Origin of the sequence: Streptomyces sp. NPDC047079 (assembly GCF_040643755.1) — a bacterium.
GTDB lineage: Bacteria > Actinomycetota > Actinomycetes > Streptomycetales > Streptomycetaceae > Streptomyces.
The window spans coordinates 14,035-28,495 of sequence record NZ_JBEYUZ010000008.1; the positions used below are offsets into that span (position 1 = coordinate 14,035).

Sequence of the window (14,461 nt, forward strand, 5' to 3'; positions counted from 1 at the left end):
CCGTACGGCCACGGGCGCGCCCCCGCGCCGTAGAGCCACGCGCCCCCGGAAGCGGAAGAGTCAGGGCGAAATCGCGCCAACCGCCGCGCTCCCCCCTCCACCGATGGTGTGACCTTCACCGCTTGGCACGGCGGGACTGGGCAGCTTGGTTACCCACAAGTAGCATGGTGCTGAGCGCGCGCTCAGCGCGTCGCAGCAGTGCCATCCCGCACCCTGGAGGAGAGCCATCGTGCCTCGTACCGTCAGGGACGTCGTCTTCGTCGACGGCGTCCGCACCCCGTTCGGCAAGGCGGGCCCGAAGGGCATCTACCACGAGACCCGCGCCGACGACCTCGTCGTGAAGGCGATCCGGGAGCTGCTGCGCCGCAACCCGGGTCTCGACCCGAAGAAGATCGACGAGGTCGCCATCGCCGCGACCACGCAGATCGGCGACCAGGGCCTGACCCTCGGCCGCACCGCGGGCATCCTCGCGGGCCTGCCGACCTCGGTGCCCGGCTACTCCATCGACCGCATGTGCGCGGGCGCGATGACGGCCGTGACCACCACGGCGGGCTCCATCGCGTTCGGTGCCTACGACGCCGTCATCGCCGGTGGTGTCGAGCACATGGGCCGCCACCCGATGGGCGAGGGCGTCGACCCGAACCCGCGGTTCGTGAGCGAGAAGCTGGTCGACGAGTCCGCCCTGTTCATGGGCATGACCGCCGAGAACCTGCACGACCGCTACCCGCAGATCACCAAGCAGCGCGCCGACGAATACGCCGTGCGCTCGCAGGAGAAGGCCGCCAAGGCGTACGCCAACGGCAAGATCCAGCAGGACCTGGTGCCGATCTCGGTCCGCCGCACCACCCCCGAGGCCGGCGAGACGGGCTGGGGCCTGGTCACCGCCGACGAGCCGATGCGCCCGGGCACCACCCTGGAGAACCTGGCGAACCTCAAGACGCCGTTCCGCGTCCACGGCCGGGTCACCGCGGGCAACGCGGCCGGTCTGAACGACGGCGCCACCGCCTCGATCATCGCGTCGGAGGACTTCGCTCGCGAGAACGGCCTGCCCGTCAAGATGCGACTGGTCTCGTACGCCTTCGCGGGCGTCGAGCCCGAGGTCATGGGCTACGGCCCGATCCCGGCGACGGAGAAGGCCCTCGCCAAGGCGGGTCTGTCCATCTCCGACATCGGCCTGTTCGAGATCAACGAGGCCTTCGCGGTGCAGGTCCTGGCCTTCCTCGACCACTACGGCATCGCGGACGACGACGAGCGCGTCAACCAGTACGGCGGCGCCATCGCCTTCGGTCACCCGCTCGCCTCCTCCGGCGTCCGTCTGATGACGCAGCTGGCCCGCCAGTTCGAGGAGCAGCCGCAGGTCCGCTACGGCCTGACCACCATGTGCGTCGGCTTCGGCATGGGCGCGACGGTCATCTGGGAGAACCCGCACTTCGAGGGGGACAAGTGAGCACCACCGCCGAGCTGCTGAAGGGTGCGGCCGAGCTGTTCCCGGGCGAGGTCGTCACGCAGGCGCACGTGCGCCACTTCGACCTGCCGCTGAACGCCGGGCGCTTCGCCCTGATCACCCTCGACAACGGCCTGGACCACACCAAGCCGACGACCTTCGGACCGCAGTCGCTCGCGAACCTCGACACCGCGATCGACCAGGTCGAGAAGGAGGCCGCGGACGGCGAGATCGTCGGCGTCGGCATCACCGGCAAGCCGTTCATCTTCGCGGTCGGCGCCGACCTCAAGGGCGTCGAGCTGCTGAAGCGGCATGAGGACGCGCTGGCCGTCGGCAAGGGCGGCCACGAGGTCTTCAAGCGACTGTCGAAGCTGGCCGTCCCGACGTTCGCCTACTACAACGGCGCGGCGATGGGCGGCGGCGTAGAGGTCGGCCTGCACTGCACCTACCGCACGGTATCCGCGGCCCTCCCGGCGTTCTCCCTGCCCGAGGTGTTCCTCGGTCTGGTCCCGGGCTGGGGCGGCTGCACCCTGCTGCCGAACCTGATCGGCGCCGACAAGGCCGTCTCGGTCATCATCGAGAACGCGCTCAACCAGAACAAGCAGCTCAAGGGCAAGCAGGTCTACGAGCTGGGCATCGCCGACGCCCTCTTCGAGGGCGCCGACTTCCTGGAGCAGTCGCTCATCTGGACGGCGGCCGTCCTCAAGGGCGAGATCGAGATCGACCGTCCGGCGATCGACCGCGGCGAGGCCTGGGACCAGGCGGTCGCCCGGGGCCGCTTCATCGCGGACGGCAAGGTGCACGGCGCGGCCCCGGCCGCCTACCGCGCGCTCGACATCATCGCCGCGGCGAAGAACGGTGACCTTCAGCAGGGCTACGACGCCGAGGACCAGGCCCTCGCGGACCTGATCATGGGCGGCGAACTGCGCGCGGGCATCTACGCGTTCAACCTCGTCCAGAAGCGCGGCAAGCGTCCCGCGGGCGCCCCCGACAAGAACCTGGCGCGCCCGGTCACCAAGGTCGGCGTGGTCGGCGCCGGTCTGATGGCCTCGCAGCTCGCCCTGCTCTTCCTGCGCCGCCTCGAGGTCCCGGTCGTCCTCACGGACATCGACCAGGAGCGCGTCGACAAGGGTGTGGGCTACGTCCACGCCGAGATCGACAAGCTGCTCGCCAAGGGCCGCGTCAACCAGGACAAGGCCAACCGCCTCAAGGCGCTGGTGTCCGGTGTCCTGGACAAGGCGGAGGGCTTCGCGGACGCGGACTTCATCATCGAGGCCGTGTTCGAGGAGATGTCGGTCAAGCAGAAGGTGTTCGCCGAGGTCGAGGCGGTCGCGCCCGCGCACGCCGTCCTCGCGACCAACACCTCCTCTCTCTCGGTGACGGAGATGGCGTCGAAGCTCCAGCACCCCGAGCGCGTCGTCGGCTTCCACTTCTTCAACCCGGTCGCCGTGCTGCCGCTGCTGGAGATCGTCCGCGGCGAGAAGACCGACGACGCGTCGCTCGCCACGGCGTTCGCCGTCGCCAAGAAGCTCAAGAAGACCGCGGTTCTGGTCAAGGACGCCCCGGCGTTCGTCGTCAACCGCATCCTCACGCGCTTCATGGGCGAGATCCAGAACGTCATCGACGAGGGCACCCCGGTGGAGGTCGCGGAGAAGGCGGTCGAGCCGCTCGGCCTGCCGATGTCCCCGCTGGTGCTGCTGGAGCTCGTCGGCCCGGCGATCGGCCTGCATGTCTCGGAGACCCTCAACAGGGCGTTCCCGGACCGCTTCAAGGTCTCCCCGAACCTCAAGGCGGTCGTCGAGGCCGGCAAGCGCGGCTTCTACGTCTACGACAGCGGCAAGCCGGAGCTGGACCCGGAGGTCACCGCGCTGCTGAAGCAGGGCGACACGGTCCTGACCGAGGAGCAGGTCCGCGTCCGCGTGCTGGACGCGGTCGCGCAGGAGATCGGCCTGATGCTCGGCGAGGGTGTCGTGGCCGAGGCCCAGGACATCGACCTCTGCCTGATCACGGGCGCGGGCTGGCCCTTCCACCTGGGCGGCATCACGCCGTACCTGGACCGCGAGGGCGTCTCCGAGCGCGTGAACGGCAAGACGTTCCTGGAGCCGGGCGTGGCATCGGTGCCGGCGTAACCGCCTGGTCGGACCCGGCGGCAACCGCCAGGGACAAGGGCCTCCGCATTCCGCGGAGGCCCTTCGTCGTACGGGGCCGTCCCGGCAGGCCGGCCGTCCGGCCCTATACGGGGCACTGCCCTCGGTGAGCCCACGGGCGTCGGCGCGTTCGCGGCGCCGTCGATGTGCGCCCTGGCCCTGGTCGTCGGCCACCCGAACACCAAAGCGCCGGGAATGTGTTGCGTCCCCGGTACCGTCCTCGCGTCGCGAACGTCCGACCGGCCCGGCGCCGGGCGCCTGTGGCCGGGTCAGCCGGTCATCTGCCCTGGGCCGAACTCCGGTGAGTTCGGGGCGGCCTGGCGAGCGACGGCCGGCCGGCCGCTCCGAGGACCACGAACGTGGCGCGGCTCAGCACGTCGAACGCGACCGCGGGCGCGTTGCGCGATCCTGCCGCCGAGCGCGGTCCCGAGCAGCCCCGCCAGGAGTCGTCGCCCGGCAGGAGAACCACCGGCGGCTCCTGACGAGGAATCACCACCGGGGGGCGTCACACCGACTGCCAGGCCTCCAGCGCCAGCCCCGGCTCGTCCTTCTGGCGGGCCAGGGTGAGTTCACCGTCCGGGGTGAGGGCCGCGGCCACGACCCGGCCCTCGGCGTCCTCGGCCAGCGAGACCCGCGTGCCCGCCGGCAGCTGCGGGCCCGACTCGCTCCACCACAGTCCCGCAGACTCCTGTTCGGTGGGGCAGGCCGCGAGGACGACACGGCCGGAGGCCGAACGCTGGGCGAGCAGCGTGCAGTCATAGCCGTCGATGACGCAGCGCAGTGCCGCCACCGGGCCCGGGCCCGCGGCGAGCAGCAGCGGAACCGGGTCACCTCCCGGGCGCCAGGCGTGCAGCATGCCCTCCGGGTCCGAGAAGAACAGCGTGGTGTGCTCCTTGGAGGTGGGCAGGGCGGTCAGGGTGCCGGGCTGGACGCCCACCCCCAGCGCCTCGTCGGGAACCAGGGTCGCGCCGGGCTCCTCCTGTCGCCAGCGCAGGATCCCGACCGACGTGGTGGCGTACAACTCCACGCGCCCCGACCCTCCGGCCACGGCCGCGAGTTCCTCGTGCGCGCCCGTGCCCCCGATGGCACGCCAGGGACCCCAGCCGCCGCGCTCCTTCTGGGCGACCATGCTGACACCGCCGCCCTTGTTGCGGGCGAAGACGTGGGCGCGGCCCTCGGCGTCCACGGCCACCGCCGGCAGACCGGTCCGGTCGCCCTTGCGATCCGGGTGACCGATGGGAAGCCAGTCGAGCGCTGCCAGGCGGGGGCGGTAGTGGGTGGAGTGGACGAGGCCCGACTCACCCGGGACCGTGGGGCGCCATGCGACGAGGTGGGCATACCCGTCGGCGCCCTGGCCGAGGGCGAGTTGAGCATGCAGGCGCTGGTCCCCGCCGACTTTGCGCTGCGGCTCCCAGGAAAGGCTCGGGTGCCGCTCGGCCCGGCACCACACCGCTTCGTCCCGCTGGCTATAGGCGCTCAGGCTGCCGTCCCGGCCGCGCAGGAGCCAGGAGCCGTTCACAGTACGGACCGTTGACACTCCCCCACTGTAAACGGGAACCCGGCAAGCGAACGGCGCGGGCCCGTGCGAGGCTGAGGGCATGAGCGCCCCGCCCCTGGTGATCATTGACGCCGCGAACGTCGTCGGATCCGTGCCCGACGGCTGGTGGCGGGACCGGCGCGGCGCGGCGGAGCGGCTGCGGGACCGGCTCGTGCGGTACGCCGAGGCGGGGCTGCCCGGCCGTCCCGGGCCCGTGGAGCTGGTGCTCGTGGTGGAGGGCGCGGCGCGCGGGGTGGAGTCCGTGTCCGGCGTACGGGTGGAGTCGGCGCCCGGCAGCGGTGACGACCGCATCGTCGAGCTGGTGGAGGAGGCCGGGGACCGGCCCGTCATCGTCGTCACGGCGGACCGGGAGCTGCGCCGCAGGGTGACGGAACGGGGCGCGCAGGTCCTGGGCCCCCGGACCGTGCGTGAGTGGGAACCCCCGGCGGACCGGGGCTGAGGGAAGTCACGGGGTGCCGTTCCCCGGCTGCCCGGCAGCCCGTCCGGCCGTGCGCTGCTCCTGGCCCACACGGCTGTGCGAGCGGCCGTAGAGGAAGTACACGAAGAAGCCGATGGCCAGCCAGATGGCGAACCGCAGCCAGGTCTCGGCGGGCAGGTTCAGCATCAGCCACAGCGAGGCGCACACCGAAACGATCGGCACGAGCGGCACGAGGGGGGTGCGGAAGGCGCGGGGCAGGTCGGGGCGGGTCCTGCGCAGGATGATCACGCCGATCGCGACGACGATGAACGCGAACAGCGTGCCGATGTTGACCAGTTCGGCGAGTTCGCTGAGGCTGGTGAAGCCCGCGACGACGGCGATGACCACGCCGAGCAGGACGGTCGGCCGGTGCGGGGTCTTGAAGCGGGGGTGGACCCGGGAGAAGAAGCGGGGCAGCAGTCCGTCCCGGCTCATCGCGAAGAAGACCCGGGTCTGGCCGAGCAGCAGGATCAGACAGACCGTGGTCAGGCCGATGGCGGCACCGAAGCTGATGACTCCCGCGTACCCGGGGTGTCCGATGGCCTTGAAGGCGTCGGCGAGCGGTGCGTCCACGGACAGGTCGGAGTAGTGCTGCATCCCTGTGACGACGATGGACACCGCCACGTACAGCGCGGTGCAGATCAGCAGGGAGCCGAGGATGCCGCGCGGCATGTCGCGCTGCGGGTTCCGGGTCTCCTCGGCCGTCGTCGCCACGATGTCGAAGCCGATGAAGGCGAAGAAGACGACGGAGGCGGCCGTGAAGATGCCCAGCACTCCGTAGTCGGAGGGCGCCCAGCCGGCGATGAGCTGGATGAGCGGCGCCTTGAGATCATTGCCCGCGGGCACGGCCTGCGCGTTCGGGACGAACGGCTTGAAGTTGGCGCTGTTGACGAAGAAGGCGCCCCCGATGATCACGATCAGCACGACGGCGACCTTGATCGCCACGACGAGCTGGGTCACCCGGGCCGACAGTTTCATGCCGACGACGAGGATGGCGGTCAGCACCAGGACGAGCGCGGCGGCGAGGATGTCGAAGCCGAACCCGCTCGCCCCCTCGCGGCCGCTCAGCGCCGCGGGCAGGTGCCAGCCCACGTTGTCGAGCAGTGAGCGGATGTACCCGGACCAGCCGACGGCGACCACCGCCGTGCCCAGCGCGAACTCGAGGACCAGGTCCCAGCCGATGATCCACGCGGGCAGCTCGCCGAGCGTGGCGTAAGAGAACGTGTAGGCGGATCCCGCGACCGGGACCGTCGAGGCGAACTCGGCGTAGCAGAGCGCGGCGAGCGCGCAGACGACACCGGCCAGGACGAAGGACAGCGAGACGGCCGGTCCCGCGTTCTCCTTGGCGACCTTGCCGGTCAGCACGAAGATGCCGGTGCCGATGATGACACCGACGCCGAACACGGTCAGGTCCAGTGCGGAGAGGGTCTTCTTGAGCGCGTGCTCCGGCTCCTCGGTGTCCTGGATGGACTGCTCGACGTTCTTCGTCCGGAAGAGGGTCCTGCTCACGGCGTACCTCCCACGCTCCTCGTCCCCGACATGATCGAGAGGGGGCGTAGTGCGTATGCCCCGGCAGGGGTCGATTCACTCGAACGGGGCGGGCCCGCCACCGTAAAGGATGGCGGGGCCGGCGCAGGGAGGTCAGACGGCGTCAGTCCCGTGCGGACTCCACCGAGTCCACGGCCCGCGCGGCGGCCGTACGGTCGGCGGGGGTCCCCCCGTTCGAGCGAGGCCGGGAGTGGGAGAGGCCGTCGAGCTTGGAGACGAGCCCGGTGACCTGGCGGGCGATGTCCGGCGCGGTCAGACCGATCTCCGCGAGGACCTCCTTGCGGGAGGCGTGGTCGAGGAAGCGCGGGGGGATGCCGAAGTCGCGCAGCGGTACGTCGACGCCCGCGTCGCGCAGGGCCTGCGCGATCGCCGAACCGACTCCGCCGACGCGGGAGTTGTCCTCGACGGTGACGACCACGCGGTGCCGCTCGGCGAGCGGGACGAGCGCCTCGTCGACGGGCTTGACCCAGCGCGGGTCGACGACGGTGGTGGAAATGCCCTGCTTGTCGAGGAGGCCCGCGATCTCCAGGCACATCGGGGCGAGCGCGCCGACGGAGACCAGCAGCACGTCCGGCACGGGCGCGTCGGCCTTGCGCAGGACGTCCATGCCGCCGACCGTGCCGACCGCGGGGACGGCGGGGCCGACGACGCCCTTGGAGTAGCGCAGCACGGTCGGCGCGTCGTCGACGTCCACGGCCTCGCGCAGCTGGGCGCGCAGCTGCTCGGCGTCGCGCGGGGCGGCGATCCTGAGGCCGGGGACGACCTGGAGCATCGACATGTCCCACATGCCGTTGTGCGAGGCTCCGTCGTCGCCGGTGACACCGGCCCGGTCGAGCACGAAGGTCACCCCGCACTTGTGCAGGGCGACGTCCATGAGGACCTGGTCGAAGGCTCGGTTCAGGAAGGTCGCGTACACCGCGAAGACCGGGTGCAGTCCGCCGGTCGCGAGGCCGGCCGCGGACACCGCGCCATGCTGCTCGGCGATGCCGACGTCGTAGATCCGGTTCGGGAAGGCGTCCGCGAACTTCTTCAGGCCCACCGGCTGGAGCATCGCCGCGGTGATGGCGACGATGTCCTCGCGCTCGCGGCCGAGCCTGACCATCTCGTCGCCGAAGACGGAGGTCCAGCTCGCGGCGGCCGCCTTGATGGGCAGGCCGGTGTCGGGGTGGATCGGGCCGATGCCGTGGAAGCGGTCGGCCTCGTCCTGCTCGGCGGGCTTGTAGCCGCGGCCCTTCTCGGTGAGGCAGTGCACGATGACCGGGCCGCCGAACCGCTTGGCGCGGGCCAGTGCCGACTCCAGTGCCTCGATGTTGTGACCGTCGATGGGGCCGACGTACTTCAGGCCCAGGTCCTCGAACATGCCCTGCGGGGCGATGAAGTCCTTCAGGCCCTTCTTGGCGCCGTGCAGGGTCTCGTAAAGCGGTTTGCCGACGACGGGGGTGCGCTCCAGCACCTCGCGGGTGCGGGCGAGGAACTTCTCGTAGCCGTCGGTGGTGCGCAGGGTGGCCAGGTGGTTGGCGAGGCCTCCGATGGTGGGGGCGTACGAGCGCTCGTTGTCGTTGACGACGATGACCAGGGGGCGGTCCTTGGCGTCCGCGATGTTGTTGAGCGCCTCCCAGGCCATGCCTCCGGTCAGCGCCCCGTCACCGATGACGGCGACGACGTGGCTGTCCCGCTCGAGCAGTTGGTTGGCCTTGGCGAGGCCGTCGGCCCAGCCGAGGACCGTGGAGGCGTGCGAGTTCTCGATGATGTCGTGCTCGGACTCGGCGCGCGAGGGGTAGCCGGACAGGCCGCCCTTGCTGCGCAGCGCGGAGAAGTCCTGACGGCCGGTGAGCAGCTTGTGGACATAGGCCTGGTGGCCGGTGTCGAAGAGGACCTTGTCCCTGGGCGAGTCGAAGACGCGGTGCAGGGCGATGGTGAGCTCGACCACACCGAGGTTGGGGCCGAGGTGGCCGCCGGTCTTGGAGACGGCGCCGACGAGGAAGGTCCGGATCTCCTCTGCCAGCTGGTCCAGCTCTTCCAGGCTGAGCCGGTCCAGATCGCGCGGTCCCCTGATGCGGGTCAGCAGCGGCACCCGTGCCTCCTTGCAGTAGAGCTGTGTCGAGCTTTGCCGGGCCCGTCGAGTCTAATGTTCCGCCTGTACGGATCATGGGCGGCCCTCAGGTTCCGGGGCACACGTTTTCGGCCGCACCGTGCCGCGCGGGCCGCACCGGGCCGCCGGGGCGGCACAAGCCGCCCGGATCGCACCGCGGGTGCCGCACAAACGGCCCGGACCACCCGGGCCATCCCGACCGCCCGGGCCATCCCGGACCGCCCCGGGCCATCCCGACCGCCCGGACCGCCCGGATCTCCCAGACCATCCCGACCGCCCGGACCGCACAGGACTGTGCCCGGCACCGCCATTGGTACCGGGCACAGGTCGAAGGGGGTCGCGCCCCGCCGCGGTGGGCCTACGCGCGGCCCGCCGTCTTCTGGGTCTTGCGGGTGATCGAGTCGATCACCACGGTGGTGAGCAGCACGCCCGCGGTGATCATGTACTTCACCGGCTCGGCGATGGACTCCAGCTGGAGGCCGTACTGGATCGAGACGATCACCAGCACACCGAGCAGGGCGTTCCAGGTGCGGCCCCGGCCGCCGAAGAGGCTGGTGCCGCCGATGACGGCCGCCGCGATCGCGTTCATCAGCAGGTCGCCGGCACCGGCGCTCTGGTTGGCCGAAGCGATCTTGGAGGCCAGGAACAGACCGCCGACGGCCGCGAAGAATCCGGAGATCGCGAAGACCGAGATCCGGACGGCCGTGACGTTGATACCGGCACGGCGCGAGGCCTCGACGCTGCCGCCGAGCGCGAACACCTTGCGGCCGTACGCCGTGCGGCGGAGCACGAAGTCCGTGAGCACCAGGAAGGCCAGGAAGATCACGGTGGCCAGCGGCAGGCCCTTGTACTGGTTGTACATGTAGGCCGCGGCGAAGGAGACCACGGCCAGCAGGCCCGTGCGCAGGGCCGTCTCGCTGAGCGGCCGGGACGGGATGCCCGCGGCCTCGCGACGGCGGTTGCCCAGGTAGGAGGTGGCGAAGAACACGATGACCACGACAGCGGCCAGGCCGTAGGCGGCCGCCACGTCGGAGAAGAAGTACGTGGTCAGCTGGCCGATGAAACCGTCGCTGTTCAGGTTGATGGTGCCGTTGGCGCCCAGTACCTGGAGCATGAAGCCCAGCCAGAAGAGCAGACCGGCCAGTGTCACGGCGAAGGCGGGAGCGCCCAGCACCGCGAAGAAGAAGCCGTGCGCCGCGCCGATGACCGCACCCGCGGCGACGGCGACGAGCACCGCAGCCCATTCGGGCCAGCCCTGGTTGACGGCGAACACGGCGGCGAGCGCGCTGGCCGCACCGCTGACCGAGCCGACCGACAGGTCGATCTCGCCGAGCAGCAGGACGAAGACGATACCGACCGAGATCATGCCCGTGCCGACCATCGTGACGGTGATGTCACTCAGGTTCTGCGCGGACAGGAAGGCGGAGTTGAGGCTCTGGAAGATGGCGCAGATGATGACCAGGCCGACGATGACGGGCAGGGATCCCAGCTCGCCGGCGCGCATCTTGCGCTTGAACTCGCCCACGTAGCCCGTCAGGCCCTGCTCGCGTACGAGCAGGCGCGGGTCGACCGCGGTCACCGCGGCCGCGGCGGCCTCGGGGTTCTCGACGGCCGGTGTGTCCTGCTGCGTCTCGGAGGTCTTTTCGATGCTCACTTGGAAACCTCCCCGTTCGTGCGCGCCGCACGGCGGGTCACGGCGTTGTCGGTGGCGCCGGTGATGGCGGAGATGATCTCCTCCTGCGAGGTGGTCTTCACCTCGAAGACGCCGTTGTTGCGGCCGAGGCGGAGCACCGCGACCTTGTCCGCCACGGCCTTCACGTCGGCCATGTTGTGGCTGATGAGGATCACCGCGTGGCCGCGCTCGCGCAGCCGCTCGACCAGGTCGAGGACCTGGGCGGTCTGCTCGACGCCGAGCGCCGCGGTGGGCTCGTCCAGGATGACCAGCTTGGGCTCGCCGAGCATCGAGCGGGCGATGGCCACGGTCTGGCGCTGACCGCCGGAGAGAGAGGCGATCGGGATACGGACGCTGGGGATCCGGATCGACAGGGTGGTCAGCAGCTCGCGGGCACGCCGCTCCATCTCGACCTCGTCGAGGATGCCGCGCTTCTTGAGCTCGCGGCCCAGGAAGAGGTTGCCGACGACGTCGATGTTGTCGCACAGCGCGAGGTCCTGGTAGACGGTCGCGATGCCGAGGCTCTGGGCGTCGTTCGGCCTGCTGATCTGGACGGGCTTGCCTTCCCATTCGATGGCGCCCTCATCGATGGGGTGCACGCCGGCGATCGTCTTGACCAGCGTGGACTTTCCGGCGCCATTGTCGCCGACCAGGGCGACCACCTCACCGGCGTGGACCTCAAGCTCTACGTCGGTGAGCGCCTGAACGGCACCGAACCGCTTGGAGACCCCGCGCAACGCCAGCACGGGCGTAGCGGACACGTGAACCATCTCCTTCGCCGCCTGACCCGGCGGGAGGTTGTGCAGAAGTTTGGGGGAATGTTCCGTCCGGCGCCCCGCAACGAGCTTGCGGGGCTGGTGAACGCGGGGCACCGGAGGAGCTTGTGTGTGCGCCAGTCCCGTACGGGAATTCAAGGACGAATTCCCGTACGGGGAAAGGACTTGGGGTCGCTTACTTCAGACCGACCTTGTCGCACGCGGACTTGTACTGCGGGGTGCAGATCTCCGCGGCGGTGTAGATGCCGTCCTTGATGACCGTGTCGTTGATGTTGTCCTTGGTCAGCGCGACGACCGGGACGATGACGGACGGAACCTGCTTGGTGGTCGGGCTGTCGACCTTGTCCTTGGCGAGCGAGTCGAGCGACTTGCCCTGGGCGAGGGCGACGGCCATCTGCGCGGCGACGTCGGCCTCCTGCGGGTAGGACTTGTAGACGCTCATGTACTGCTCGCCCGTGACGATGCGCTGCACACCCGCGAGCTCGGCGTCCTGGCCGGTGACCGGGATGTTGGAGATGCCCGCGGCCTTGAGGGCGGTGATGATACCGCCGGCCATGCCGTCGTTGGCGGAGTAGACACCGGTGATGTTCTTCTTGCCGAGCGCCGTGATAGCCGCCTCCATGTTGGAGTTGGCGTTGTCCGGCGACCATTCCTTGGTGTCGTACTCGCGGCCGACGTTGACCTTGCCGTCGAGGACGGAGTGGGCACCGGCCTTGAACTGGGCGGCGTTCGGGTCGGTCACCGCGCCGTTCATCATGACGATCTTGCCCTTCTTGGCGTTGCCGCCAAGGGCCTTCAGGAGGGCCTCGCCCTGGGTCTTGCCCACCTGGGTGTTGTCGAACGAGGTGTAGGCCTTGATCGGGCCCTCGGCCAGACGGTCGTACGCGACGACCGGGATGCCGGCGTCGTCGGCCTTCTTGACCGAGTTGGCGATGGCCTTGGAGTCGACGGCGTCGATGATCAGGACGTCCACCTTGTCCGTGATCATGGTGTCGACCTGCTGGGCCTGGAGGTTGGCGTCCTGCCGGGCGTTGTTGTACTCCAGCGTGGCCTTGTTGCCCGTCAGCTCCTTGATCTTCTTCTCGATCAGGGGCTTGTCCAGCTTCTCGTACCGCGCGGTCTTGTTCTCCGGAAGGAGCAGACCCACCTTGATGGCGTCGCCCTTCTTGGGGCCCGAGGACGAGGAAGAGCCGCCGCCCGACTCCTTGGCACTGCCACAGGCGGCCAGCCCGACGGCCATCGCACCGGCGGCAACGGCAACGGCGGCACGACGCATACGCGTGTTCACTTCAGAAACCTCCCTGACGAGGCCGCGTCGTTGCGGCCGAGGTGGCTGGAAGTCAACTCGGCCGCAGGTGCGACGTCAAGAAGTAAATCCTTAACGAGATGGCAACGGTGCCATCCGTTCTCTAAGTGAAGGCAGGGGTAACGGCGGGCAGCGTGCCGTCCAAAAGGGTTGAATCACCCATCTCGCTGAGCGCGAGAGCGAGCGCCCCGAGCACTTCGGCGCGGCCTCCGAGCGCCCCCGGCAACACCGAGAGCTGACGTGCGGCACTGGGGATCGCGTAACGGCCGACCGACTCCCTGATGGGCCCCAGAACCAGCTCCCCGGCCTCGGCGAGGTCACCGCCCAGGACCACACGGCTCGGGTTCAGGAGATTGCAGAGGTTGGCGACCCCACTGCCGATGTGGCGACCGACGTCCGCGATCACCCGACGGCAGCCCGGATCGCCGTCCCGCGCCAGCCTGACCACGCCCTCCATGGTCAGATCGGCACCGTGGCTGGGCTGGAGCAGCGGCAGCACGTACCGCGCGGCCGTGAAGGTCTCCAGACAGCCCCGGTTGCCGCAGCGGCAGACGGGACCGGATTCATCGAGAGTGATGTGCCCGATTTCTCCCGCCGTGCCACCGGGCCCGCGGTAGATCGAACCGTCTATCACCAGCCCGGCTCCGACACCACTGGCGACCTTGATGTAGGCGAGGTCCTTGACCCCCCGCCCACTGCCCCAGACCAGCTCGCCGAGGGCGCCGAGGTTGGCGTCGTTGTCCACGTGTACCGGCACGCCGAGCCGCCCCCGCAGCTCCTCGGCGGGCCTGGTGCCGGTCCAGCCCGGCAGGATCGCGGTGGAGCCGAGGGTGCCCGACTCGACATCGATGGGACCGGGCACGCCGAGACCCACGCCCGCGATCTTGGAGCGGTCCACCCCGGTCGCCTCGATCAGCCTGCTGACCAGCTCTTCCGCCCGGTCGAAGCCCTGCGCGGCGGAGGCGTCCACGTCCAGCGGCTCCGACTCCTCGGCCAGCACCTGATGGGCGAGGTTTCCGACCGCGACGCGCAAATGGGTGTGCCCGAAGTCGATGCCGATGACGATGCCGGCATCACCGCTCAGAGAGACGCTGCGGGCCCTTCGGCCGCCCGACGACGTGGGCGTGACCTCGACGGTTCCGCCGTCCTTCAGTTCCCGCACGATGTTGGAGACCGTTGCCGCGGACAGGCCCGTCGTCCTCGCGATCTCCGCCTGCGTGAGCGACCCGGCGAGGCGCACCGCACGAACGACGCGTTCCAGATTTGCTCGGTGCAGCGACGACTGCGACCCCGGAGTCTCCATCGACTCATCCACTCCTGCCCTCAGCCCGGCGGCCACGATGCCGCCAGTGTGACTCGGATCACGCCAGCGGAACCCGAGTCACTTACAAGTTGTGAACTCCAAGCTCCGCTGAACGGGTTGCCGCAGTCAAGTCCTTGACGGAAATCAGGGAAGATCGG

The 14,461-nt window shown here is 70.0% G+C and carries 11 protein-coding genes; 4 read left to right on the forward strand and 7 right to left on the reverse strand.

Translation table 11 applies throughout. The features are described 5' to 3' along the window. Positions 1–229: 229 nt before the first annotated feature. The 3 genes from ABZ823_RS13485 to ABZ823_RS13495 all read left to right on the forward strand — a co-directional run bounded on the left by ABZ823_RS13485 (position 230) and on the right by ABZ823_RS13495 (position 4,073). Positions 230–1,447 carry an acetyl-CoA C-acyltransferase gene (locus ABZ823_RS13485; protein WP_361658254.1) on the forward strand — a complete coding sequence of 406 codons (1,218 nt, stop codon included), beginning with the start codon at positions 230–232 and terminating at the stop codon, positions 1,445–1,447. Continuing rightward, positions 1,444–3,573 (forward strand): 3-hydroxyacyl-CoA dehydrogenase NAD-binding domain-containing protein, encoded by a 2,130-nt coding sequence (locus ABZ823_RS13490; protein ID WP_361658257.1) that lies wholly within the window; start codon positions 1,444–1,446, stop codon positions 3,571–3,573. The genes ABZ823_RS13485 and ABZ823_RS13490 overlap by 4 nt, the downstream gene beginning before the upstream one ends. 377 nt (positions 3,574–3,950) lie before the next feature. Further along, a complete protein-coding gene (locus ABZ823_RS13495) occupies positions 3,951–4,073 on the forward strand; it encodes a hypothetical protein (RefSeq protein ID WP_361658259.1) in 123 nt (40 codons plus the stop codon). 23 nt (positions 4,074–4,096) lie between these two features. Here ABZ823_RS13495 and ABZ823_RS13500 read toward each other — a convergent pair whose 3' ends face one another. Then, on the reverse strand, positions 4,097–5,110 hold the full coding sequence (locus tag ABZ823_RS13500; RefSeq protein ID WP_361658714.1) for a hypothetical protein: 1,014 nt from the start codon (positions 5,108–5,110) through the stop codon (positions 4,097–4,099). A 79-nt stretch (positions 5,111–5,189) separates the two neighbouring features. On the opposite strand from ABZ823_RS13500, the gene ABZ823_RS13505 reads away from it, so the two are divergent. Further along, positions 5,190–5,588: an NTP pyrophosphohydrolase gene (locus ABZ823_RS13505; protein WP_361658262.1), complete on the forward strand. Its 399-nt coding sequence runs from the start codon at positions 5,190–5,192 to the stop codon at positions 5,586–5,588. A 6-nt stretch (positions 5,589–5,594) separates the two neighbouring features. Here the strand turns inward: ABZ823_RS13505 and ABZ823_RS13510 are convergent, their stop codons facing one another. The 6 genes from ABZ823_RS13510 to ABZ823_RS13535 all read right to left on the reverse strand — a co-directional run bounded on the left by ABZ823_RS13510 (position 5,595) and on the right by ABZ823_RS13535 (position 14,303). Further along, complete coding sequence (locus ABZ823_RS13510) at positions 5,595–7,115, reverse strand: amino acid permease (RefSeq protein ID WP_361658265.1); 1,521 nt, start codon at positions 7,113–7,115, stop codon at positions 5,595–5,597. 142 nt (positions 7,116–7,257) lie between these two features. Then, positions 7,258–9,228 carry a 1-deoxy-D-xylulose-5-phosphate synthase gene (gene dxs, locus ABZ823_RS13515; protein WP_361658268.1) on the reverse strand — a complete coding sequence of 657 codons (1,971 nt, stop codon included), beginning with the start codon at positions 9,226–9,228 and terminating at the stop codon, positions 7,258–7,260. 376 nt (positions 9,229–9,604) lie between these two features. Continuing rightward, a complete protein-coding gene (locus ABZ823_RS13520) occupies positions 9,605–10,900 on the reverse strand; it encodes a sugar ABC transporter permease (RefSeq protein ID WP_361658271.1) in 1,296 nt (431 codons plus the stop codon). Next, positions 10,897–11,688: an ATP-binding cassette domain-containing protein gene (locus ABZ823_RS13525; protein WP_361658274.1), complete on the reverse strand. Its 792-nt coding sequence runs from the start codon at positions 11,686–11,688 to the stop codon at positions 10,897–10,899. The genes ABZ823_RS13520 and ABZ823_RS13525 overlap by 4 nt, the downstream gene beginning before the upstream one ends. Before the next feature lie 181 nt (positions 11,689–11,869). Further along, positions 11,870–12,970 carry a substrate-binding domain-containing protein gene (locus tag ABZ823_RS13530; protein ID WP_361658716.1) on the reverse strand — a complete coding sequence of 367 codons (1,101 nt, stop codon included), beginning with the start codon at positions 12,968–12,970 and terminating at the stop codon, positions 11,870–11,872. Positions 12,971–13,103: 133 nt separating this feature from the next. After that, the gene (locus tag ABZ823_RS13535) at positions 13,104–14,303 is read right to left on the reverse strand and encodes an ROK family transcriptional regulator (RefSeq protein ID WP_361658277.1); all 1,200 of its coding nucleotides are present in this window, start codon (positions 14,301–14,303) and stop codon (positions 13,104–13,106) included. Positions 14,304–14,461 lie beyond the last annotated feature (158 nt).

What these genes read in the sequence shown, in the direction of transcription:
- ABZ823_RS13505 (WP_361658262.1), top strand. Translation starts at nt 5,190, where the DNA reads ATGAGCGCCCCGCCCCTGGTGATCATTGACGCCGCGAACGTCGTCGGA.
- ABZ823_RS13525 (WP_361658274.1), bottom strand. Translation starts at nt 11,688, where the DNA reads ATGGTTCACGTGTCCGCTACGCCCGTGCTGGCGTTGCGCGGGGTCTCC.
- ABZ823_RS13530 (WP_361658716.1), bottom strand. Translation starts at nt 12,970, where the DNA reads ATGCGTCGTGCCGCCGTTGCCGTTGCCGCCGGTGCGATGGCCGTCGGG.
- ABZ823_RS13535 (WP_361658277.1), bottom strand. Translation starts at nt 14,303, where the DNA reads ATGGAGACTCCGGGGTCGCAGTCGTCGCTGCACCGAGCAAATCTGGAA.